Origin of the sequence: Klebsiella ornithinolytica NBRC 105727 = ATCC 31898 (genome assembly GCF_001598295.1) — a bacterium.
Classification (GTDB): domain Bacteria; phylum Pseudomonadota; class Gammaproteobacteria; order Enterobacterales; family Enterobacteriaceae; genus Klebsiella; species Klebsiella ornithinolytica.
In genome coordinates this window covers 41,834-63,229 of record NZ_BCYR01000009.1, presented here as the reverse complement: position 1 = coordinate 63,229, position 21,396 = coordinate 41,834, and the positions used below count along the sequence as shown (strand labels likewise).

Here is a 21,396-nt window from a genome sequence, read left to right as displayed (position 1 = left end):
TATTTGCAATTAAACGTCACGCACGACGCTGCCGCCGGCCGCTATACTTGCGCTATTTCCGATAACAGGAAGCGCTGAGTGGAAAATAACACGCCGTCATCAGAGTCGCCCGCACCGCAGGAACCGCACCACGACCGCCAGGTGTTGCGTATTCTACGCAATGTGGATCTGAACCTGCTGACCATTTTTGAAGCGGTGTATGTCCACAAGGGCATCGTAAATGCCGCTAAAGTGCTGAACATTACACCATCGGCGATCAGCCAGTCGCTTAACAAACTGCGTGCGGTATTCCCCGACCCACTGTTTATTCGTAAAGGCCAGGGGGTGAGGCCTACGGCCTACGCAACCCATCTTCACCAGTACATCAGCCAGGGAATGGAATCCTTCCTCAGCGCCCTTGACCTGGCCTGCGGGGCGGCTCAGCCACGCGCCCTCACCATCGCGACCTCCCCTCTCATCGGGGCGCTGGTCATCCCCACGATTGCGCACGCGCTCAAACCGCGTTTCCCCCAGATCCGGTTACACAACATCGCCATTACCGATGCCAGCAGTCAGCTTAACCAACGCCAGGTCGATTTAGTGATCGACAACGATACCTACAGTAGCCAGACCATCGCGTATCACCTGCTGTTTGAAGAGCGGCTGGTGATGTATTGCCGCGAAGGACATCCGGCGCTGCAAAGGCCGTTAACCGAAGAGAATCTCCGCCAGTATGAGTTTGCGCTGAAGCTATCGCCGGGCCAACGCTATCCGGCAATATACCGGCAGCGGCAGGAACGCCAGGGAGAACGCCGCTGTGGCTTCAGCAGCGACAACCTGTTTGCCCAGGCTGCGCTGATTAGCCAAAGCGATATGCTCGGGCTGATGCCGGAGCGAATGTTTTCTCTGCTGGCGCAAACGTGGTCGCTGGCAAGGCTCGACTACGCTCAATTACCCGAAGAGCGCATTGAGATTGCACTGCATTACAACCGGCAGAGCGCGCAGGAACCGTTGCTGAATCAGGTCATCGAGGTCGTTTGCCAGTCGTTTAAACAATAAAGCACGTGAGGATAAGCATAAAACAACAACTATTTTACAATTTGCCGAACAGGTAGGCTGCTTTCTGTCCCATATCAATGGTATACTGCCTGTCCTTAATTCAAAAATAGTTGATAAATACAACATTTCCTTGAATTGATTCGCTTTCCTTCGTGACTCGCAACTGGAACACGCACGCTATGAGTAAACCCATTGTGATGGAACGCGGTGTTAAGTACCGCGACGCCGATAAAATGGCCCTTATCCCGGTGAAAAACGTGGCAACTGAGCGTGAAGCTCTGCTCAGAAAACCGGAATGGATGAAAATCAAACTTCCGGCTGACTCGTCCCGTATCCAGGGAATCAAAGCAGCGATGCGTAAGAACGGTCTGCACTCCGTGTGCGAAGAAGCTTCTTGCCCAAACCTTGCGGAATGCTTCAACCACGGAACGGCCACCTTTATGATCCTCGGCGCGATTTGTACCCGCCGCTGCCCGTTCTGTGACGTTGCGCACGGTCGTCCGGTGACCCCGGATGCCAACGAACCGCAGAAACTCGCGCAAACTATCGCCGATATGGGTCTGCGTTACGTCGTCGTGACCTCCGTTGACCGCGACGATCTTCGCGACGGCGGCGCGCAGCACTTTGCCGATTGCATCAGCGCTATTCGTGAGAAAAACCCGACGATTAAGATTGAGACCCTGGTCCCTGACTTCCGTGGCCGTATGGATCGAGCGCTGGATATCCTCACGGTGACGCCGCCGGATGTGTTTAACCACAACCTGGAAAACGTGCCGCGTCTGTATCGTCAGGTTCGCCCAGGCGCCGACTACAACTGGTCGCTGAAGCTGCTGGAGCGCTTTAAAGAAGCGCATCCGGAGATCCCGACGAAATCAGGTTTGATGGTCGGTCTCGGCGAGACCAACGAAGAGATCATCGAAGTTATGCGCGACCTGCGTCGCCATGGCGTGACTATGCTCACCCTGGGCCAGTATCTGCAGCCAAGCCGTCATCACCTGCCGGTTCAGCGCTACGTTAGCCCGGATGAGTTTGAAGAGATGAAAGCCGAAGCGATGGCGATGGGCTTCACCCATGCCGCCTGCGGTCCGTTCGTTCGTTCGTCTTATCATGCCGACTTGCAAGCCAAAGGGATGGAAGTGAAGTAAATCTCACTGCCCGCCAATCGCCGCGTGAACGCTTTCGCGCGGCGATCTGTTTTTATCCCGCCCGTCTGATGTTTCCCTGCCCGCTGGTAACAACTGGTTGCATTTTTTCCGTATTTTCGCGAGCAGGCAACAAAAAGAGGCCGCAACGCTTATCGCTGCAGCCTCTTCAACGTCCAGACTCTCGCCTGTCGGTTACGCCCTCCCGCTGTCGGGGAAAGCGCCTTTAATTACTCTTTATGAGAGAGCTTTTGTGCCGGAGCGTCTTCTTCCGCACTGGTTTTCTTCGCGCTATCGTCATCGTCGTTCATGGCTTTCTTGAAGCCTTTGATAGCGGACCCCAGGTCTCCACCCAGCGTACGTAATTTTTTGGTACCAAACACTAAAATAATCAGTGCTGCGACAACCAGCAGTTTGGTAATACTAATCTCACCCATAGCTAACCTTCTTCTCTAAAACAAGCTGCGAATACGCCATCATACACGCGAACAATTAACGGCTATTTGACGCGCGGACACAATAGCAATCTGTAACAAGGTGAATCAAGCCTTGTTTAAAAAAACATCACAATAATTGCGGTGGCGCAAAGCGGCGGTTCTTCAACACCGGCAAACGCTCGCGAATCTGACGCAGCGACGCTGTCGAAATGTCGGCAGTAATCATCTGCGGCTCGTCCCCTGCCCCCGCCATTATCGTTCCCATCGGGTCGATAATGCGGCTCTGACCAATATTACGGGTGCCGCATTCGCCTGCCGCAACGATATAGCAGGTCGTATCCAGAGCCCTGGCCGCCAGTAGCGTGGCCCAATGATACTCCTTCATCGGCCCTTTTACCCACGCGGTGGGTAAAACCAATACTTCAGCACCGTTAAGCGCCAGCGTTAACGCCAGTTCAGGAAAGCGTAAATCGTAACAGGTCATTAGGCCAACGCGTACCCCGTCGATATCAATCAGCGGCGGAATCTGTTGCCCGGCATCGACAAGTCGCGACTCCTGCATCGCAAACGCGTCATACAAATGGAGCTTCTGGTATTGGGCAATCACTTCGCCCTGGCGTATCGCCACCAGCGTATTCGTCGCTCGCCCCTCACCCGAAGGTACATGCAGCGTCAGCACCGTGGTTAAACCATAATTCCGGCTTTCATCACGCAACAGCTGCAGAAAACCGCCATCAATCTCCTGCGCCGACTTTACCGAGAGATCCGGATCGCTGTCGTCACGCGCCAGCAATGCTTCCGGTAATACCAGCAATGATACTCCCTGCCCGGCCGCCTGGTTCATCAACGCTACGCAGGTACGCGCATTGACTAGCCAGTCCGCCGTAACGGCAAATTGTCCCGCAGCAATCCGCATTCTCTTCTCCCGTCAGGTATTTCGTAGCCAATGACGCATTTTGCGCGCTACACTCAAACCCCTGTATTAACCAAATAGCAGGGAATGAGAGTGTCACAACTACTTTTAGCCGTTTTTGTTGGCGGCGGTACCGGCAGCGTATTGCGCTGGTGGCTTGGTATGAAGTTCAATCCAATGCATCACGCTATTCCCATCGGCACACTCGCGGCAAACTTGCTGGGCGCATTTATCATTGGTGCCGGGCTGGCATGGTTTAATCGCCTGACAAACATTGACCCAATGTGGAAATTGCTGATCACTACCGGATTTTGCGGCGGGCTGACGACGTTCTCAACCTTCTCATCGGAGGTCGTTTTCCTGCTGCAACAGGGCCGTTTCAGCTGGGCGCTGCTGAACATTCTGGTCAATCTGTTAGGTTCATTCGCCATGACGGCAACGGCATTCTGGCTCTTTTCCCACGCTGCCAGCCGCTAACGGCAGACAAAAAAAAACCCGCGTTGAGCGGGTTTTTATATTCTACTGACGCAATGCTTAGATAGCGTTTACGTTTGCAGCAGAAGGGCCTTTGGCACCGTTAGTGATTTCGAACTCTACGCGCTGACCTTCAGCCAGAGTTTTGAAACCGTTGGACTGGATTGCAGAGAAATGTACGAATACATCTTTGCTGCCATCTTCCGGAGTAATGAAACCGAATCCTTTGGATTCATTAAACCACTTAACGTTACCTTTAATCTTAGACATCAAAATTACCTTTATATGAAAAAACGACACTGATACTGTGTCGGACACCAGTACATCAATTGTGATGCCTTTTGTCCAGTCCAACTTTGTTAAAAAGTGACAAATATCGCTATCTTTTTTAGGAGGTCACGCCTTAGTTGTTGTTTTTTCACAGGACAAACGACTTAGCTCTTTTATTGCTAAGTTATGCCAGTTCTAAAACTGGAAACGGGCCCAGGCAAAGTAGACGTTACCGTTATTGTAGGTCCCGGGGATATAGGTCATCTGGAAAGTTGCCGGTCCATAACCAATGGATGCCAGTGGCAAAATGACCGGAATGGGAATGTAATTCCAGTTATCCCGCGCCGTCACGCCCAGCGTGTACCCCAGACCAAGATGAAAGTTGTCATCTGCTAACGGACGCCAGGTTTTCTCCCAGCCATAGCCGCCAATCGGTTCCCATTTGTTAAACGAGTCCTTAAAAGCCATCAGATACAGGCCGTGCCAGTTGCCTTTATCATCCCAGCGCGAAACCCCGAATCCTGCTCCCCACGGACGCTCGTTATATTCATCGGTCTTTTCTTTGTCATAGGCAAAGCGGGCATGCCAGGTAATCGCGGGAACATACAGATCGTAGTGTTCAGGTTCCTGCCAGGTTTGCACGACGTTATCACTTAAGGTGTTATACCCATCGCGAATCGTCGACGTAAACGACGCGTTAGCCGCGCCACAAGAGAGCATTACCCCTAAAAAACCAAGAAAAAACAATACGAACTGACGTTGTCTCAACACTTATCTCTTACCAATATCGATTTTAAAGCGCAATAATTTAACAAGTATAATCTTAATATTACCTTAACGAAATTAGGTAAGTTTCTGATTTATGATCGGAAAAACAGCCCCCTTTTCACCTCGTCGTTTTGTGATAGCGGCCGCCCCTCCACTGATGATTGCAGGGTTCTCATCAGTTTATTGATTTGCATCAGCATGTTTCGCCCATTAATTAGGCACATTCGCTCACTTAATTTTATCTTCACTTTATTTATTAGCAGATTCTTTGGGTAAAAGGCTTAGGGGTAAAAGATGCTTACGCTAGTTGAGATCCTGATTGGGATTGTGGTCATTGTGGGTGTTGCCCGCTATATCATAAAGGGGTATTCCGCCACCGGCGTGCTGTTCGTCGGCGGTTTGACGTTACTCATCGTCAGCGCGTTGATGGGGCACAAAATTTTACCCGGCGATACAAAAAGCACGGGGTACTCCGCGACCGATATTATCGAATACGTTAAAATTCTCCTGATGAGCCGCGGCGGCGATTTGGGCATGATGATCATGATGCTCTGCGGATTCGCCACCTATATGACCCACATTGGCGCCAACGATATGGTGGTAAAGCTGGCTTCAAAGCCGCTGCGCTATATTAACTCTCCCTATCTGCTGATGATCGCCGCCTATTTTGTCGCCTGTCTGATGTCGCTGGCCGTCTCTTCGGCAACCGGCCTGGGCGTTCTGCTGATGGCCACGCTGTTCCCGGTGATGGTGAACGTCGGTATCAGTCGCGGCGCCGCGGCGGCCATTTGCGCCTCGCCGGCCGCCATTATCCTCTCTCCGACCTCCGGCGACGTGGTGCTGGCCGCCAAAGCCGCAGAAATGCCGCTCATCGACTTCGCGTTTAAAACCACGCTGCCAATCTCCATCGTCGCAATTATCAGCATGGCCATTGCCCACTACTTCTGGCAGCGCTATCTGGATAAAAAAGAGAATGTCGTTCACGAAATGCTTGATGTGAATGAGATCACCACAACCGCTCCCTCCTTTTACGCCCTTCTGCCCTTTACGCCGATTATCGGCGTCCTGATTTTCGACGGGAAATGGGGCCCGGAGCTGCATATTATTGCTATCCTCGTGCTCTGCATGCTGCTGGCGGCCGTGCTGGAGTTTGTGCGCGGCTTTAATACGAAAAATGTTTTCGCCGGACTGGAAGTCGCCTACCGCGGCATGGCCGATGCCTTCGCCGGCGTCGTCATGCTGTTAGTGGCCGCCGGCGTCTTTGCTCAGGGCCTGAGCACCATTGGCTTTATCAATAGCCTGATCTCAATCGCCACATCATTTGGCTCGGCGAGCATTATTTTAATGCTGGTGCTGGTGATTCTGACCATGCTGGCGGCAATGACCACCGGTTCTGGTAACGCGCCGTTTTACGCCTTCGTAGAGATGATCCCGAAATTAGCCCACTCTTCAGGCATCAACCCGGCCTACCTGTCCATTCCTATGCTACAGGCTTCAAACCTGGGTCGGACTATTTCGCCGGTCTCAGGCGTGGTGGTCGCCGTTGCCGGGATGGCCAAAATCTCCCCCTTTGAAGTGGTGAAACGGACCTCTGTTCCGGTTATCGTCGGTCTGCTGGTGGTGATTATCGCCACCGAAGTTCTGGTACCCGGTAGCGCGCTTTAATAAACGCGAAAAGGCGCCAGCTGGCGCCTTTTTTATGCTTTAATCATTTCCTGTAAATCATTGTCACCCACTATCAGGATTAAAAATGTTCAGGAAGGATTTCGTCGCCATTGCCCTTTTGTTGACGGCAACCCAGGCCGGCGCTGAACCACTCACCGCAACGCAATATGGCGATTTCGACCGTTATGTACTGGCTTTGTCATGGCAAACGGGGTTCTGCCAGAGCATGCATGACAGAAACCGGAGTGAGCCGGAAGAGTGTCGCTTGCAGCAGGAATTACCGAATAAAGCGGATTTCCTGACGGTACATGGCCTCTGGCCTGGCCTGCCAAAATCCATTGCTGCCCGGGGCGTCGACGATCGGCGCTGGATGCGTTTTGGCTGCGCCACCCGCCCTGTCCCCAACATGCCTGAAGTGAAAGCCGGGCGTAAATGCCAGGCCGCTGAAACCGGGCTGTCGCTCGAGATGGCGAATAAACTCAATAGCGTGATGCCGGGAGCCGGCGGCAATTCATGTCTCGAGCGTTATGAGTATGCGAAACACGGCGTCTGTTTTGGCTTCGATCCCGATAGCTACTTTGGCACGATGGTACGTCTTGATAGTGAAGTGAAGCAGAGCCCGCTGGGCCTCTTTCTGGCGAAGCACTACGGGCAGAGCGTCAGCCGCGATGAGTTCGATGCCGCGGTCGCGCAGGCATATGGTAAGCAGAGCGTGAAAGCATTTAAGCTGACCTGTAACGGCAATCCGGCTTATTTAACCGAAATGCAAATCGCCATCAAAGCGGAGGCCATCAATCAGCCGCTTTCAGCTAATAGCCTCTTGCCCCAGCCTCATCCGGGGAATTGCGGCAAACAATTTGTGATTGATAAAGCCGGCAACTGATGATTCGGCGGCGTAAGCCGCCGGTAGATTACGCGCGAATAAAATCGAGCAGATCCTGGTTAATCTGGTGTTTATGGGTCGTACAGATCCCGTGAGACCCGCCCTGGTAGACCTTTAATTCGCCGTCAGGCAGCAGCTGCGCCGCCACTTTCCCGCAGGTTTCAAACGGGACAATCTGGTCATCATCACCATGAATCACCAGCGTCGGGATCGTCATCTTACGCAGGTCTTCACGGAGGTCGGTTTCAGAAAACGCTTCAATACAGTCATAAAGCGCTTTGATTGACCCCTGCAACCCCTGCTCGACAAACCCTTCACGTACCGCTTTTGACTCTTTGGCCCCGTCCCGATTGTAGCCGTAGAATGCTGCCGTCAGCTCATAGAAGAACGCTCCGCGATCCTCAATAACCCCCTCCCTGATGCTGTCGAAGACCGCCCTGGGAACGCCGTTCGGGTTAAAGTCCGTCTGAATCATAATCGGCGTCACGGCGCCAATCAGCACCGCTTTCGCCACACGGTCAGTTCCGTGCCGGCCGATATAACGCGCGACTTCCCCGCCGCCGGTTGAGTGTCCGACATGAACGGCATCACGTAAGTTCAGATGGGCCGTGAGCTGAGCCAGATCGTCGGCATACTGATCCATATTGTGGCCATCCCAGGGCTGCGCCGAGCGACCATGCCCCCGGCGATCGTGAGCAATCACGCGGAATCCATGCGATCCGAGAAACAACATTTGATCTTCAAAAGCATCAGCCGTCAACGGCCAGCCGTGGCTGAATACCACCGGTTGCCCGCTACCCCAGTCTTTAAAATACAGATAACTACCGTCGTTAAGAGTAAGTTTGTCAAAACCGCTCATTTAAGTCTCCTGTATTGGAAGGGTACTACCTGATACAGCTTAAAAAGGATAAGACAGATTTTTCGGTTGTGACGGCATTATCATAAATTTCATATGTCCCTTTCGGCGATCATCACTTAATGTGCGTTTAATCACTTCAAACCGCCGACAAGTCTCAGTATGATGGGACGACATTAACCCTTGCCTTTTCGGTGAGGGTTTTCTTTTACGGACAGGTTCCTGGATAACACGGAGTATGCGATGACCAGACCCGCAATCATCATTAATGAGCTCGATGCAGAACGCATCGACAGGCTGCTCGAACAGCCGGCTTTCGCTAATTCCCCGGTGGCAGATGCGCTGAACGACGAACTGGATCGTGCACAAATGCTGGCGCCCGAAGCGATGCCGCATGATGTTGTCAGCATGAACAGTAAAGTCAGATTTCGCGATTTGAGCAGCGGTGAAGAACGCGTGCGGACACTGGTGTTTCCCTCGCAGGTAACGGACAGCGCCACCCAGCTTTCCGTGCTCGCTCCCGTTGGCGCCGCGCTGCTCGGTCTGAAAGTCGGCAGTGCGATCCACTGGGAATTACCGGGCGGGGCATCGGCTCATCTCGAAGTCCTGGAGCTACTTTACCAGCCGGAAGCTGCAGGTGAGTTTCATCGTTAATTCTCCCGCTGCCTGAGGCGTTTCACGCTTTATTCAGAGGATGTCTTCGCATCCTCTTTCTGCCCTCTTCCCTCTCTCATTTGTTCTGACAAAATTTTACCTCTCTCTTCGTCTGAGCTGACAGTTTTGCGAGCTGAATGACACTATATTTTCCTATAATGTGTTGATATAGAAACAGTCGAACAAGGAGGAATGCATATGTATAAAACTATCATTATGCCCGTTGATGTTTTTGAGATGGAGTTGAGCGACAAGGCCGTCCGCCACGCGGAGTTTTTGGCCCAGCAGGATGGGATTATTCACCTGCTCCACGTCTTACCCGGATCGTCCAGCTTCACGATGAGCCGCTTTACCGCCGATCTGCGTCGTTTTGAAGAGCATCTACAGCACGAAGCGGAAACGCGCCTGAAAACAATGGCAGGTCATTTCAGCATCGACCCTTCGCGGATTAAAATGCACGTCCGCTTTGGTAATGTGCGGGACATGGTCAATGAACTGGCGAACGAAATTAAAGCCGATGTGGTGGTGATTGGTTCGCGCAACCCTTCTATCAGCACCCACTTGCTTGGCTCTAATGCCTCAAGCGTCATCCGCCATGCCCATATTCCGGTAATGGTCGTTCGGTAACCCCGAAGGCTAAAAAAAGAGGCTACCCTGGGGTAGCCTCTTTTATATGCAGGTGTGGTCTTACTTTATTATGCGCTTTTGGTACGAATCAGATAATCGAACGAACTCAGGGAAGCTTTCGCGCCCTCGCCCGCGGCGATAATAATCTGTTTGTACGGTACGGTTGTGCAGTCGCCGGCGGCAAACACGCCCTTGACGTTAGTTTCACATTTCGCGTCGATGATAATCTCGCCCATCCGGTTACGCTCGATGGTGCCTTCCAGCCAGTTGGTGTTCGGCAGCAGCCCAATTTGCACGAAAATCCCCGCCAGCTCGATATGGTGTTCATCACCGCTGACCCGGTCACGATACTGCAGGCCGGTCACTTTGCTGCCATCGCCCGTCACTTCAGTGGTCTGCGCATTGAGAATGATATCGACGTTTTTCAGGCTGCGGACTTTATCCTGCAGGACCTGGTCGGCTTTCATTTCCGGCGCGAACTCCAGCAGGGTCACGTGTTCTACCAGACCTGCCAGATCGATGGCCGCCTCAACGCCGGAGTTACCGCCGCCGATGACCGCCACGCGTTTACCTTTAAACAGCGGGCCGTCGCAGTGCGGGCAATAGGTCACCCCTTTAGTGCGATACTGATCCTCACCCGGCACGTTCATGTTGCGCCATTTTGCCCCGGTGGCAATGATCACGCTGCGCGCTTTCAGCACCGCGCCGGAGGCCGTTTCAATTTGGTGCAGGCCGCCTTCTACCGAAGCCGGAATCAGTTTCGATGCGCTCTGAGAGTCGATCACATCCACCGCATAGTCGCTGACGTGCGCTTTTAACGCCCCGGCCAGTTTCTGCCCTTCGGTTTTCGGTACAGAGATGTAGTTTTCGATATCCACGGTATCCAGCACCTGACCACCGAAACGTTCACCCATCAGACCGGTACGAATACCTTTACGCGCAGAATAGACCGCCGCCGCGGCACCAGACGGGCCGGAACCAACAATCAGCACATCATAAGCATCGCGCTTATTCAGCTCTTCCGCCGCCCGTTTTTCGGCGCCGGTATCAACTTTAGCGACAATTTCCGCCAGCGTCATACGACCCTGACCGAACTCCTGGCCATTCATAAAGACAGCCGGAACGCCCATCACGTTGCGATCGGTAATCTCATTCTGGAAAGTCCCACCGTCAATCGCCGTATGTTTAATACGCGGATTCAGTACCGCCATCAGGTTCAGCGCCTGCACGACATCCGGGCAGTTATGACAAGAAAGCGAATAATAGGTTTCAAACTCAAAATCACCGTCCAGATCGCGGATCTGCTCGAGCAGTGACTGGGTCTCTTTGGAAGGATGGCCGCCGGTCCACAGCAGCGCCAGCACCAAAGAGGTAAATTCATGTCCCAGCGGAGAACCGGCAAAACGCGGCCCCTGGAGGGATCCGGGATTGGCAATCAGGAAAGAAGGCTTGCGGACAGGCAAGCTGTTATCTTCTCTGAAGGTCACTTTTTCCGACAGTTCGGCGATTTCAGCCAGCAGTTCCTTGATTTCTGCCGATTTTGCGCTGTCATCCAGCGTGGCAACCAGCTCAACAGGTTTGGTCAGTTTCTCAAGGTAGGCCTTGAGCTGGGTTTTCATGTTGGTGTCGAGCATTTTTAATCTCCTGCTTAAAAAACATCATCATGCAAGCAGCCTTGCGGGCGGCCTGAATGCGGCTTGCATCATGGTGCTGGAATAAAACGGGCGCAGATGCACCCGCTTGAGGATAAATTCGCAAGCATTTCGTGTTACAGGAAGGCGGCAGGCTTATGAATCCCCGGAGCTTACATAAGTAAGTGACCGGGGGATGAAGCGTAGCCAACGCACCTGTAGCGCGAAAGGTGTAGTGAATTTTAGATTTTGCCGACCAGGTCCAGGGAAGGCGCCAGAGTCGCTTCACCTTCTTTCCATTTCGCCGGGCAAACTTCACCTGGGTGAGAAGCAACGTACTGAGCAGCTTTGATTTTACGCAGCAGGTCAGATGCGTCGCGGCCGATACCTTCAGCGGTAACTTCGATAGCCTGGATGATACCCTGCGGGTCAACAACGAAGGTTGCGCGGTCTGCCAGGCCTTCGTCTTCACGCATGTTGTCGAAGTTACGGGTCAGGGCGCCAGTCGGGTCGCCGATCATCGCATACTTGATTTTCGCGATGGTGTCAGAGCTGCTGTGCCATGCTTTGTGGGTGAAGTGGGTATCGGTAGAAACGGAGTACACGTCTACGCCCAGTTTCTGCAGCTCTTCGTAATGGTCTGCAACGTCGCCCAGTTCAGTCGGGCATACGAAGGTGAAGTCAGCCGGATAGAAGAAGAATACGCTCCAACGGCCTTCGGTGTCTTTTTCGGTAACTTCGATGAATTCACCGTTTTTGAATGCCTGGTTTTTAAAAGGTTTGATTTTAGTGTTAATCAAGGACATCTATACTTCCTCCGTGTTTTCGTTGAGGTCTAAGTTAACGAACTTTTCCTGATTCGACCAATGCGTTTGCATTATCAAATCAATAAGCGATATCTAACAACCGGAACAAGACAGCTTTGTGAACCCGGCGCGACGATCGCCGCTTTTCGTTACTTTTGCATCCCGTGGCACTGAAAGTAAAAAGGCCACCCTATTCAGGCGGCCCCGTTACCTGAAATACCCGCAGGTAGGTTCAGTGCCAGACAAGCTGGCTATGTGTTGCGCTCTACATTACCTTAATGTAACAGCAAGGCCGATTACACCATCCGCAGTATTAAAGGGCAATCCGCCCGCGAGCAGGTCTTACCTATAGCTGTGATAGGCTTCGTCATCTTTTCACCTTACACATTGATTTAACAAGGAATTATCATGTTAAAGCGTCTGTTTTTTCTCAGTTTTTTACCCTTTTTCTGCCAGGCTGAAGATCTTCCGGCTCCCGTAAAAGCGATAGAAAAACAGGGAATTACCATTATTAAGCCCTTTGAAGCACCGGGTGGGGTGAAGGGATGGCTGGGGAAATATCAGGATATGGGGGTCGCTATCTATCTGACCCCCGACGGCAAGCACGCTATTTCCGGCTATATGTACGATGAAAATGGCAATAACCTGAGCGAGCAGCTGTTCCAGAAAGAGCTCTATACGCCGGCAGGCCAGGCGATGTGGAAGAAAATGGAGGCCGCCAGCTGGCTACAGGAAGGGAAAAAGGAGGCGCCGGTCACTCTGTATGTCTTTGCCGATCCCTTCTGCCCGTACTGCCTGCAATTCTGGCAACAGGCCCGTCCGTGGGTAGAGTCAGGCAAAGTACAGATTCGCACGCTGTTGGTTGGCGTTATCAAACCCGAAAGCCCGGCGACGGCCGCCGCAATTCTCGCTACCGAGGATCCGGCGAAAACCTGGCGTGATTACCAACAATCCGCCGGAAAAATGCTTATTAAGATCCCGACTAATCTCTCCCCGGAAAAAATGAAGATCGTCAGCGAGAACCAGCAGTTAATGGATGAACTCGGCGCGAACGCAACGCCGGCCATTTACTACATGAACAAAGATAATATGCTGCAGCAGGTGGTCGGGCTGCCTGAAGCCGACAAGCTGCAGGTCATGATGGGAGAAAAGTAGCCCGCTCAGCTCCTCTTCCTGGCCAGGTTCCTGAGAAAAAAGAACCTGGCTTACGCCTCTCCAGTCATATACATTCAGTATTGGCGAAAAATAAACGCTATTATAAATTCACCAACTCAATTATTACAAAAAAATAAAATACAAAATACTAATAACTTTTATCACCACGACGTAATCCGGATAATTAGCCATGGCGAACCTTTACGGCCTGAAAAAATTCGATCTTAACCTGCTGGTTATTTTTGAATGCATCTATCAACATCTGAGCATCAGTCGGGCGGCGGAAACATTATTTATTACGCCCTCCGCCGTAAGCCAGTCACTGCAACGCCTGCGCACTCAGCTTAACGATCCGCTGTTTATTCGTTCGGGGAAAGGCATTACCCCCACCCAAATGAGCGTCAACCTGCATTATCTTCTCGAAAAAAACTTAAGCCAGCTGGAGAAAACGATTTCTATAGCCAACCCGGACAATTTAAAAAAACGGTTTGTCATTTATAGCCCACAGTTATTTATTACCCCCGACTCTTCACAACTCATCCGTGCCCTCTACCACAGCCGGAATATGCAGATTGAGCATCATGACCTTCAGCTCACCAGCGAATCAGTGGAGAATTTGCTCTCACAGCGCAAGGCGGATCTGATACTCAGTTTGTCCCCCGGTAAAAACGCGGAGACGCTCTGCCAGCCCTTCCACGAGGCTGAAATGGTACTGGTCTGTGGCGAACACCATCCGCGGGCCGATGAACTCAACGACCGGCAGGCCATTATGCGAGAAAGCTTTGCCGCTTATCTTTCCAGTGAAGTCGGGATAAAGAGTTTTTATGCGCAAATGAAAAAAAGCTTTCCTGACCGCAGGATTGCCTTTCGCAGCGATTCTCTGATAGCGATCATCAATATGATTAACCACACCGACCTTATCGGCTTTGTTCCTAAAGCGATATTGACTCCCCCGCTTTTTAATCTGAAATTAAGAGTGCTGCCCGTTCCGCTACCCTCTATTATGATCTACATGATTTATCACCAGACGCAGATAAATACCCCCCTGTTCTCTTCGCTGATCGACAAGATAATCCATCCGCAACCTCAGACAAAAATTCACGCCATGAATGATTAAGTCTAAATTAATAATCCACGCAAATGTAAAAGCATAAAAAATGACGGTGGTTATTTTCTGTCGTAGCATGGTATGCAATCAAACCGTCAACTGCAGTTAAGGAACAGAGATCGTGGCATTAATAAAACTTCCATTACCCGAGTCCGTTCTGCAGGCCGCGCAGAAACGTATTGAATGGGTGATGGATAATTTCTCCCGAATCTGTGTCTCTTTTTCCGGAGGCAAGGATTCCACTCTGATGTTACATCTGACCGCGCTTCACGCACGACGTACAGGCCGCAAAATTAGCGTGCTGTTTATCGACTGGGAGGCGCAGTTTTCCTGCACCATTACCCATTGTGAAGCGCTGCGGGAAACATATCAGGATGTCATCGAACAATTTTTCTGGGTTGCTCTGCCGCTAACCACGCAGAACTCACTCAGTCAGTTCGCGCCGGAATGGCAATGCTGGGAACCTGACACCCCATGGGTGCGCCAGCCTCCGCCGCATGCCATTACCGACCCCGGCTATTTTTCTTTTTACGCCCCGGGGATGAGCTTCGAAAGCTTTGTGCGCGAATTCGCCGACTGGTTTTCCGCTAACCGTCCCGCGGCGATCTTAGTCGGCATCCGCGCGGATGAATCCCTTAACCGATTTATCACCATCTCATCGCGTCGCAAACAGCGTTTTGCCGATGATAAGCCCTGGACCACCTCAGCGCCGGGGGGCCACGCGTGGTACGCCTACCCTATTTATGACTGGAAAACCGCTGATATCTGGACCTGGTTTGCCAAAAGCGGACTCGCCTGTAACCCACTCTATGACCTGATGTATCAGGCCGGCGTACCGCTGCGCTACATGCGTATCTGTGAACCTTTCGGTCCGGAACAACGCCAGGGGCTTTGGCTTTATCACGTACTGGAACCTGCGCGCTGGGCCGCTATGTGCCAGCGGGTGAGCGGCGCAGGCTGCGGCGGGATCTACGCCGGCCAGGATAACCAGTTCTACGGACATCGCAAGCTGGAGAAACCCGGACATCATACCTGGAAGAGCTACGCCCTGTTTTTACTCGACAGCATGCCGGAAAAAACGGCCGAACATTACCGGAATAAAATTGCCGTCTATCTGCACTGGTATCAAAAGCAAGGAATGGTGGATATACCTGACCTCCAGACGGCCGATACCGGCGTGAAGGATATTCCCTCCTGGCGACGCATCTGCAAAGTGCTACTGAATAACGATTACTGGTGCCGCATGCTCTCTTTCAGTCCGACCAAAGCCAGCCAATACCGACGCTACCGCGAACGAATGCGTCAAAAACGCCAGCAGTGGGGAATCTTATGCAACAACAAATAATGCAGGATCTTGAGCGCTATCTGAACACTCTCCAGGATGCAGAACGCGTGGAGGCGCTGAACGCTTTTCGCCAGCTTTTGCACAATTACAGTCCGTTCAAATCACATCCCGTTGACTGTGTGCTGTGGGTCAAGCAGGAGAGCGTTTCGCCAAATGACTACAACCCCAACAACCTCGCCCCGCCGGAAAAACGTCTGCTGCTCACTTCGCTGGAGACGGATGGTTTTACGCAACCCATTGTGGTGCTCAGACAAGATGAGGCGCGCTACACCATCGTTGACGGATTCCATCGCCACGAGCTCGCCAGAAACAAAGCGCCGTTAAAAAAGCAGTTGAACGGCTATCTCCCGGTTACCTGCCTGGAAAACCCTTCTCCCGGTCGCGATACGCTGATGGCCGCCACCATTCGCCATAACCGCGCGCGGGGCCGCCATCAGATCCCCGCCATGTCCGCGATCGTCCATGAGCTGGCAAACCTGGGCTGGTCAGACGCGAAAATCAGTCAGGAGCTGGGTATGGACGCTGACGAGGTGTTACGCCTGAAACAAATTAACGGTCTTGCCGAACTGTTTGGCGACCGGCAATTTTCTCAGGCGTGGACCGTAAAATAGCTACAGCTGGCAGAGACGTTCCGCTGCGGCCAGCAGAGTTGCCGGCTGTTTTGCAAAGCACAGGCGGATGAGCTGGTGCGGGAACGGATCGGCGCAGAACACCGAGAGCGGGATCGCCGCGACGCCCACTTCGGTCGTCAGCCAACGGCAGAAGCTCACATCGTCGAGATCGGAAATCGCGCTGTAGTCAGCCAGCAGGAAGTAGGTGCCCTCGCAAGGAAGAATCTCCAGACGGCTGCTGCGCAGGGCATCGACAAACAGATCTCGCCGCTCGCGGTAGAATTCCGGCAGCTGGCGATAGTGCTCCGGCTCATGGCGCAGCATATCGGCGATTGCCAGCTGGGCAGGCGTATTCACTGCGAAAGTCAGATACTGATGAACCTTGCGCAGCTCGGCGCTTATCGCCGCCGGCGCCACGCAGTACCCCACTTTCCAGCCGGTCATGTGGAAGGTTTTACCAAAAGAAGAGACCGCCACCGCCCGTTCGCGCAGCTGAGGGTGTGCCAGTACGCTGGCGTGCCCGTGCGTCGCAAAGCAAATATGCTCATAGACCTCATCGCTGATCACATAAATTTGATGGTCAGCAATCGCCTGCCACAACGCGGCAAAATCCTCGCGCTGCCAGACCGTCGCCGACGGATTATGCGGCGTGTTCAGGATAACCAGCCGGGTGCGCTCGCTAAGCGCTGCGGCAAATTCTTGCCAGTCAACGCGAAAATGGGGCGGCTGCAGAGCGATACGTTTCAATACGCCGCCAGATAACTCCACGGCCGGCGCGTAGCTATCGTAGCTTGGGTCAAAACAGATGACCTCATCGCCGGCGCGTACCAGCGCGGTAATCGCCGCATAGAGCGCTTCGGTTGCCCCCGCCGTAACGGTAATATCGCTGTTGGCATCCGGGCGATAGCCGTACAGTTCGGCGGTTTTGTCGGCAATCGCTTCACGCAAAGCCGGGACACCGGTCATCGGCGCGTACTGGTTAGCCCCCTGAGCGACATGATACGCCAGGCGCTCCTGCAGGTAGCGCGGCCCGTCAAAGTCCGGGAACCCCTGCGACAGATTGATCGCCCGGTGTTCCTGCGCCAGCGCGCTCATTTGTGTAAATATGGTGGTGCCAAGAGAAGGAAGTTTACTTTCAGGAATCAGTGGCTTATTGCTCATTTTATAATTACCGATTGTAATGCTGTTGTTGAAGCCACTATAACACGATGTTAATATTTGGCAATCAAGACGCTTAGACGTCTAAATGATAATGTTATGCCGGTTCTCGCCTGAAGCAGCCCATCACGGCGCACCGCCCACTCTGGAGAAACCATGATCCGCGCTATCGTGACCGATATTGAAGGCACCACCAGCGACATTTCTTTTGTCCACAACGTTCTGTTTCCGTACGCCCGCGAGCGGCTAGCGGCCTTTGTCACCGCGCAACAGTACGCCGAGCCGGTGAAGACGATCCTTGATAATCTGCGAGCGGAAATCGATAACCCCGCCGCCAGCACCGCCGAACTGATTGATACCCTGCTGGCCTTTATGGACGAAGACCGCAAGTCAACGGCGCTCAAGGCGCTGCAGGGTATTATCTGGCGCGAAGGCTACGTTAATGGCGACTTTACCGGCCATCTCTATCCGGACGTTCTGCCCGCGCTGGAAAAATGGAAGTCCCAGGGAATTGATTTATATATATATTCCTCTGGCTCCGTCGCGGCGCAGAAATTGTTATTTGGCTACAGCGACGAAGGTGATATTACTCATCTGTTCAGTGGCTATTTCGACACCTTGACGGGAGCCAAGCGAGAAACGCAGTCCTATCGCAATATTGCCGAACAGCTGGGGCATCATCCGGCGACGATTCTGTTCCTCTCCGATATTCATCAGGAGCTGGATGCGGCAGAAGCCGCCGGTTTTCGTACGATTCAGCTGGTGCGCGGCGACCGCGATCCTGCCAGCCATCACCCGCAAGTTCAGCGTTTTGACGACATTCATCCGGAGCAGATCCCAGCATGAGCGCATTAACGATTTATTCAGAAAAAGACGCCGGTACCCCTCTGTGGCATAGCACCGACGGCGATGAAATTCAGCAGCAGCTCAACGCCAAAGGCGTGCGCTTCGAACGCTGGCAGGCCGACCGTGATTTAGGCCCCTCTCCGACATCCGAGGCGGTGCTTGAAGCCTATCAGCACGCAATCGCGAAGCTGGTGGCGGAAAAGGGCTACCAGAGCTGGGACGTGATCAGCCTGCGCGCGGATAATCCGCAGAAAGAGGCGCTACGCGCGAAGTTCCTCAACGAACACACCCACGGGGAAGACGAAGTCCGCTTTTTTGTTGAAGGCGCCGGGCTGTTCTGCCTGCATATCGGCAACGAAGTGTTTCAGGTGCTGTGCGAGAAGAACGATCTGATTTCGGTACCGGCCAACACGCCGCACTGGTTTGATATGGGCCCGGAGCCTGACTTCACCGCTATCCGTATTTTCGACAACCCGGAAGGCTGGGTAGCGAAATTTACCGGCAACGATATCGCCGACGCCTACCCGCGGCTGGCCTAACGCCGCAATTCAATAGCGCCGGGTGGCGGCTTCGCCTGACCCGGCCTACAGCATTCGCTCCTTCCCGTCGGTCCGCGTAAGCGAAGCGCCGCCGGGCAATTCCCCGTTCCTACTCCCGAATAAACCTCGGCGGATCGAAGGCGGTAATCGGCGGTAGCGGTTCACGCCATGGTTCGATCTCCACCCGGCAGGTCTGGGCGCTACAGCCCTGTCCCAGGCGCGAACTGCCGCGATCTTCGGTCAAGACGTTCGGATTGCCATGCTTGTCCAGCGAACCTTTGACCTTCGGATCCAGCGGATCGTACCAGGCTCCCGTTGACATCTGCACCACCCCTTCGAGGATCTGCTCGCTAAGATGCACCCCGGCGAGAATCGCCCCGCGGGCGTTATACACCTTCACCACGCTACCCTCGACGATGCCCCGCGCCTGCGCATCCTGCGGATGCATCCACAGCGGCTCCCGGCCCTGAATTTTCGTCGCCCGGCTGACGCTGCCGTGATCGTACTGGCTGTGCAGACGGGTGCGCGGCTGACTGGAGAGCAGATGCAGGGGCCAGCGCTCGGCCTCCGTCTGCTGCCGGGCCGCCTCTTCTGCATCCCACCACGGATGGCCCGGGCATTCGCGATAGCCAAAAGCGGCAATCGTTTCCGAGTAGAGTTCAATCTTGCCTGAAGGAGTGGAGAGCGGATAGCGCTGCGGGTCGGCGCGGAACTCCGCCAGAAAGACCTGCGGTTTTTCCGGGGCACGGTATTCCAGCACGCCCTGCTGCCAGAACGCATCGAACGAAGGCAGCTCAATCCCCTCTTCCTGTGCCCGCGGCCGGGAGTCTTCGTAAATCTGTCGCAGCCACTGACCGGCATCCCGCCCTTCACTAAACCGCTCGCCAATGCCCAGCCGTGCCGCGAGATCGCAGAAAATCGCGTAATCGTCGCGCGCCTCGCCCACCGGCGGGATCTGGGCGCTCATGGCGATCATAAAGCCGTCGTGCCCACCGCTGCCGATATCTTCACGCTCCAGCGAGGTGGTTACCGGCAACACGATATCGGAGAATTTAGCCTGCGCGGTCCAGTACTGCTCGTGGACCACCACCGTTTCCGGCCGCCGCCACGCTTCACACAGCTGGTTGAGATCCTGGTGGTGATGGAACGCGTTCCCCCCCGCCCAGTACACCAGGCGGATATCAGGGTAGCGCAGATGCTGGCCGTCAAACTCGTACTCCTCGCCGGGATGCAGCAGCATATCCGCCAGTCGCGCCACCGGGATCACGCTGCTGACCGCATTTTCCCCGGCCGGTAAGCGCGGGCCGGAGAACGCTTTACGCGCGGCTCCCGCCAGGTTGGTGCAGGCGTAGCCAAAGCCCAGCCCGCCGCCCGGAGTGCCAATTTGCCCCAGCAGCGCGGTCAGCGCTACCGTAGCCCAGTAGGCCTGTTCCCCCTGGCGCGCGCGTTGAATGGACCACGAGATATTCACCATCGTGCGCTGGCTGGCCATCATCCGCGCCAGAGAGACGATCTGTTGTTCCGCGATACCGGTAATCGCCGCCGCCCAGCGCGGCGTTTTCGCTATCCCGTCGCTCTCCCCGAGCAGATAGGCACGATACGGTTCAAAACCTACCGTATGGCTGGCGACAAACTGCGCATCGTACAGTGATTCGGCTATCAGCACGTGGCACAGCGCCAGCAGCAGCGCCGTATCGGTGCCCGGACGAATCGCCAGCCACTGCGCGCTCTCCACGGCGCTGAGATCGTTACGCACCGGGCTGATGTTAACAAAGCGCGTTCCCCCCTCCTGCATTTTATCCAGCCAGTGCTTCAGCATATGGTCATTGGCGCCGCCGCCGTTGACCTGCGCATTACGCAGCGGTAAACCGCCGATGGCGACAAACAGCTGGCACTCGCGCGCCAGCTCAGAGAAATGAGTGTGCTGGCGGTGCAGCGGACTGAGCGGCCCGAGCACATGCGGTAAAATGCGTTCCCCGGCGGCGCTGCTGTAGGTATTAGTGCTGGCGGTGTAACCGCCGAAGGTTTTCAGGAAACGATGCAGCTGGCTCTGGGCGTGGTGAAAACGTCCGGCGCTGGCCCAACCGTAGGAGCCGCCAAAAATCGCCTCGTTGCCGCAGCGCGTCTTCACCAACGTCAGCTCGCGGGCCAGCAGATCAAGCGCCACCTCCCAGCTCACCTCCACGAAAGGTTCTGTGCCACGCCCCTCGCGGGAAGCCGGGCCATTCTTCAGATAGCCTTCTCGCACCGCCGGACGGCGAATGCGCGCATTGCCGGTGACCGCATCGGGGAGCGATTGACCGATACGTGAAGGAGACTTATCCCAGGGAACCGGCGTGACCGCAGCGATATGGCCATCGCGGGCCTGAACCTGCCAGGTTCCCCAGTGCATCACGGTCAGATTATGCTGTTTTCTCATAGTGCCTGTTTTCTTCTCACCCGCTAAAGAGCGCTATAATAGAGCGCGATG

At 54.1% G+C, this 21,396-nt stretch carries 22 protein-coding genes; 13 read left to right on the top strand and 9 right to left on the bottom strand.

The window, feature by feature from the left end; all coding sequences use genetic code 11:
* The first annotated feature begins 78 nt into the window (after positions 1-78).
* Positions 79-1,038, top strand: a complete 960-nt coding sequence (locus tag ROR01S_RS17560) for a YbeF family transcriptional regulator (protein WP_064359732.1) — start codon at positions 79-81, stop codon at positions 1,036-1,038.
* Between the two features lie 179 nt (positions 1,039-1,217).
* The gene (gene lipA, locus ROR01S_RS17555) at positions 1,218-2,183 is read left to right on the top strand and encodes a lipoyl synthase (RefSeq protein WP_004859521.1); all 966 of its coding nucleotides are present in this window, start codon (positions 1,218-1,220) and stop codon (positions 2,181-2,183) included.
* Between the two features lie 227 nt (positions 2,184-2,410).
* Here lipA and tatE read toward each other — a convergent pair whose 3' ends face one another.
* Both tatE and ROR01S_RS17545 read right to left on the bottom strand, forming a co-directional pair.
* Positions 2,411-2,617 (bottom strand): twin-arginine translocase subunit TatE, encoded by a 207-nt coding sequence (gene tatE / locus ROR01S_RS17550; RefSeq protein ID WP_004859519.1) that lies wholly within the window; start codon positions 2,615-2,617, stop codon positions 2,411-2,413.
* Positions 2,618-2,744: 127 nt separating this feature from the next.
* Complete coding sequence (locus ROR01S_RS17545; protein ID WP_064359731.1) at positions 2,745-3,533, bottom strand: deaminated glutathione amidase; 789 nt, start codon at positions 3,531-3,533, stop codon at positions 2,745-2,747.
* Positions 3,534-3,623: 90 nt separating this feature from the next.
* Between ROR01S_RS17545 and crcB the strand changes: the two genes are divergently transcribed.
* Positions 3,624-4,007 (top strand): fluoride efflux transporter CrcB, encoded by a 384-nt coding sequence (crcB, locus tag ROR01S_RS17540; RefSeq protein ID WP_004859513.1) that lies wholly within the window; start codon positions 3,624-3,626, stop codon positions 4,005-4,007.
* A 57-nt stretch (positions 4,008-4,064) separates the two neighbouring features.
* Here the strand turns inward: crcB and cspE are convergent, their stop codons facing one another.
* Complete coding sequence (gene cspE, locus ROR01S_RS17535) at positions 4,065-4,274, bottom strand: transcription antiterminator/RNA stability regulator CspE (protein ID WP_004859511.1); 210 nt, start codon at positions 4,272-4,274, stop codon at positions 4,065-4,067.
* Positions 4,275-4,469: 195 nt separating this feature from the next.
* Positions 4,470-5,045, bottom strand: coding sequence for a lipid IV(A) palmitoyltransferase PagP (gene pagP, locus ROR01S_RS17530; protein WP_032716882.1), 576 nt, complete (start codon positions 5,043-5,045; stop codon positions 4,470-4,472).
* 291 nt (positions 5,046-5,336) lie between these two features.
* Between pagP and dcuC the strand changes: the two genes are divergently transcribed.
* Positions 5,337-6,707, top strand: coding sequence for an anaerobic C4-dicarboxylate transporter DcuC (gene dcuC, locus ROR01S_RS17525; protein WP_004859503.1), 1,371 nt, complete (start codon positions 5,337-5,339; stop codon positions 6,705-6,707).
* 85 nt (positions 6,708-6,792) lie between these two features.
* Positions 6,793-7,590, top strand: coding sequence for a ribonuclease I (gene rna, locus ROR01S_RS17520; protein WP_015584900.1), 798 nt, complete (start codon positions 6,793-6,795; stop codon positions 7,588-7,590).
* A gap of 28 nt (positions 7,591-7,618) precedes the next feature.
* Here rna and ROR01S_RS17515 read toward each other — a convergent pair whose 3' ends face one another.
* A complete protein-coding gene (locus ROR01S_RS17515) occupies positions 7,619-8,449 on the bottom strand; it encodes an alpha/beta fold hydrolase (protein ID WP_004859498.1) in 831 nt (276 codons plus the stop codon).
* Between the two features lie 240 nt (positions 8,450-8,689).
* Here ROR01S_RS17515 and rnk point away from each other — a divergent pair, with 240 nt between their 5' ends.
* A complete protein-coding gene (gene rnk, locus ROR01S_RS17510) occupies positions 8,690-9,100 on the top strand; it encodes a nucleoside diphosphate kinase regulator (protein WP_004859496.1) in 411 nt (136 codons plus the stop codon).
* Positions 9,101-9,298: 198 nt separating this feature from the next.
* Positions 9,299-9,727: a universal stress protein UspG gene (uspG, locus tag ROR01S_RS17505; RefSeq protein ID WP_004859493.1), complete on the top strand. Its 429-nt coding sequence runs from the start codon at positions 9,299-9,301 to the stop codon at positions 9,725-9,727.
* A 68-nt stretch (positions 9,728-9,795) separates the two neighbouring features.
* Here uspG and ahpF read toward each other — a convergent pair whose 3' ends face one another.
* Both ahpF and ahpC read right to left on the bottom strand, forming a co-directional pair.
* A complete protein-coding gene (gene ahpF / locus ROR01S_RS17500) occupies positions 9,796-11,361 on the bottom strand; it encodes an alkyl hydroperoxide reductase subunit F (protein ID WP_032716880.1) in 1,566 nt (521 codons plus the stop codon).
* Positions 11,362-11,600: 239 nt separating this feature from the next.
* Positions 11,601-12,164: an alkyl hydroperoxide reductase subunit C gene (gene ahpC / locus ROR01S_RS17495; protein WP_004859485.1), complete on the bottom strand. Its 564-nt coding sequence runs from the start codon at positions 12,162-12,164 to the stop codon at positions 11,601-11,603.
* A gap of 408 nt (positions 12,165-12,572) precedes the next feature.
* On the opposite strand from ahpC, the gene dsbG reads away from it, so the two are divergent.
* From dsbG to ROR01S_RS17475, 4 genes are all read left to right on the top strand, one after another.
* Positions 12,573-13,319 (top strand): thiol:disulfide interchange protein DsbG, encoded by a 747-nt coding sequence (gene dsbG, locus ROR01S_RS17490; RefSeq protein ID WP_004859480.1) that lies wholly within the window; start codon positions 12,573-12,575, stop codon positions 13,317-13,319.
* A gap of 190 nt (positions 13,320-13,509) precedes the next feature.
* Positions 13,510-14,436 (top strand): DNA-binding transcriptional repressor CitR, encoded by a 927-nt coding sequence (citR, locus tag ROR01S_RS17485; RefSeq protein ID WP_004859477.1) that lies wholly within the window; start codon positions 13,510-13,512, stop codon positions 14,434-14,436.
* Between the two features lie 112 nt (positions 14,437-14,548).
* Positions 14,549-15,772: a phosphoadenosine phosphosulfate reductase gene (locus ROR01S_RS17480; RefSeq protein ID WP_004859472.1), complete on the top strand. Its 1,224-nt coding sequence runs from the start codon at positions 14,549-14,551 to the stop codon at positions 15,770-15,772.
* Positions 15,757-16,383, top strand: coding sequence for an IbrB-like domain-containing protein (locus ROR01S_RS17475; RefSeq protein ID WP_044023555.1), 627 nt, complete (start codon positions 15,757-15,759; stop codon positions 16,381-16,383). Before ROR01S_RS17480 ends, ROR01S_RS17475 begins: the two co-directional genes overlap by 16 nt.
* Here the strand turns inward: ROR01S_RS17475 and ROR01S_RS17470 are convergent, their stop codons facing one another.
* Positions 16,384-17,529, bottom strand: coding sequence for a pyridoxal phosphate-dependent aminotransferase (locus ROR01S_RS17470; protein ID WP_160873236.1), 1,146 nt, complete (start codon positions 17,527-17,529; stop codon positions 16,384-16,386).
* A 168-nt stretch (positions 17,530-17,697) separates the two neighbouring features.
* Here ROR01S_RS17470 and mtnC point away from each other — a divergent pair, with 168 nt between their 5' ends.
* Together mtnC and ROR01S_RS17460 are read left to right on the top strand one after the other, a co-directional pair.
* Positions 17,698-18,387, top strand: coding sequence for an acireductone synthase (gene mtnC, locus ROR01S_RS17465; RefSeq protein WP_004859463.1), 690 nt, complete (start codon positions 17,698-17,700; stop codon positions 18,385-18,387).
* Positions 18,384-18,926 (top strand): 1,2-dihydroxy-3-keto-5-methylthiopentene dioxygenase, encoded by a 543-nt coding sequence (locus ROR01S_RS17460; RefSeq protein ID WP_015584906.1) that lies wholly within the window; start codon positions 18,384-18,386, stop codon positions 18,924-18,926. Before mtnC ends, ROR01S_RS17460 begins: the two co-directional genes overlap by 4 nt.
* A gap of 109 nt (positions 18,927-19,035) precedes the next feature.
* Here ROR01S_RS17460 and ROR01S_RS17455 read toward each other — a convergent pair whose 3' ends face one another.
* Positions 19,036-21,345: a molybdopterin-dependent oxidoreductase gene (locus ROR01S_RS17455; protein WP_064359730.1), complete on the bottom strand. Its 2,310-nt coding sequence runs from the start codon at positions 21,343-21,345 to the stop codon at positions 19,036-19,038.
* Positions 21,346-21,396 lie beyond the last annotated feature (51 nt).

What these genes read in the sequence shown, in the direction of transcription:
- lipA (WP_004859521.1), top strand. Translation starts at nt 1,218, where the DNA reads ATGAGTAAACCCATTGTGATGGAACGCGGTGTTAAGTACCGCGACGCC.
- tatE (WP_004859519.1), bottom strand. Translation starts at nt 2,617, where the DNA reads ATGGGTGAGATTAGTATTACCAAACTGCTGGTTGTCGCAGCACTGATT.
- ROR01S_RS17545 (WP_064359731.1), bottom strand. Translation starts at nt 3,533, where the DNA reads ATGCGGATTGCTGCGGGACAATTTGCCGTTACGGCGGACTGGCTAGTC.
- cspE (WP_004859511.1), bottom strand. Translation starts at nt 4,274, where the DNA reads ATGTCTAAGATTAAAGGTAACGTTAAGTGGTTTAATGAATCCAAAGGA.
- dcuC (WP_004859503.1), top strand. Translation starts at nt 5,337, where the DNA reads ATGCTTACGCTAGTTGAGATCCTGATTGGGATTGTGGTCATTGTGGGT.
- rna (WP_015584900.1), top strand. Translation starts at nt 6,793, where the DNA reads ATGTTCAGGAAGGATTTCGTCGCCATTGCCCTTTTGTTGACGGCAACC.
- ROR01S_RS17515 (WP_004859498.1), bottom strand. Translation starts at nt 8,449, where the DNA reads ATGAGCGGTTTTGACAAACTTACTCTTAACGACGGTAGTTATCTGTAT.
- rnk (WP_004859496.1), top strand. Translation starts at nt 8,690, where the DNA reads ATGACCAGACCCGCAATCATCATTAATGAGCTCGATGCAGAACGCATC.
- uspG (WP_004859493.1), top strand. Translation starts at nt 9,299, where the DNA reads ATGTATAAAACTATCATTATGCCCGTTGATGTTTTTGAGATGGAGTTG.
- ahpF (WP_032716880.1), bottom strand. Translation starts at nt 11,361, where the DNA reads ATGCTCGACACCAACATGAAAACCCAGCTCAAGGCCTACCTTGAGAAA.
- ahpC (WP_004859485.1), bottom strand. Translation starts at nt 12,164, where the DNA reads ATGTCCTTGATTAACACTAAAATCAAACCTTTTAAAAACCAGGCATTC.
- dsbG (WP_004859480.1), top strand. Translation starts at nt 12,573, where the DNA reads ATGTTAAAGCGTCTGTTTTTTCTCAGTTTTTTACCCTTTTTCTGCCAG.
- citR (WP_004859477.1), top strand. Translation starts at nt 13,510, where the DNA reads ATGGCGAACCTTTACGGCCTGAAAAAATTCGATCTTAACCTGCTGGTT.
- ROR01S_RS17475 (WP_044023555.1), top strand. Translation starts at nt 15,757, where the DNA reads ATGCAACAACAAATAATGCAGGATCTTGAGCGCTATCTGAACACTCTC.
- mtnC (WP_004859463.1), top strand. Translation starts at nt 17,698, where the DNA reads ATGATCCGCGCTATCGTGACCGATATTGAAGGCACCACCAGCGACATT.
- ROR01S_RS17460 (WP_015584906.1), top strand. Translation starts at nt 18,384, where the DNA reads ATGAGCGCATTAACGATTTATTCAGAAAAAGACGCCGGTACCCCTCTG.
- ROR01S_RS17455 (WP_064359730.1), bottom strand. Translation starts at nt 21,345, where the DNA reads ATGAGAAAACAGCATAATCTGACCGTGATGCACTGGGGAACCTGGCAG.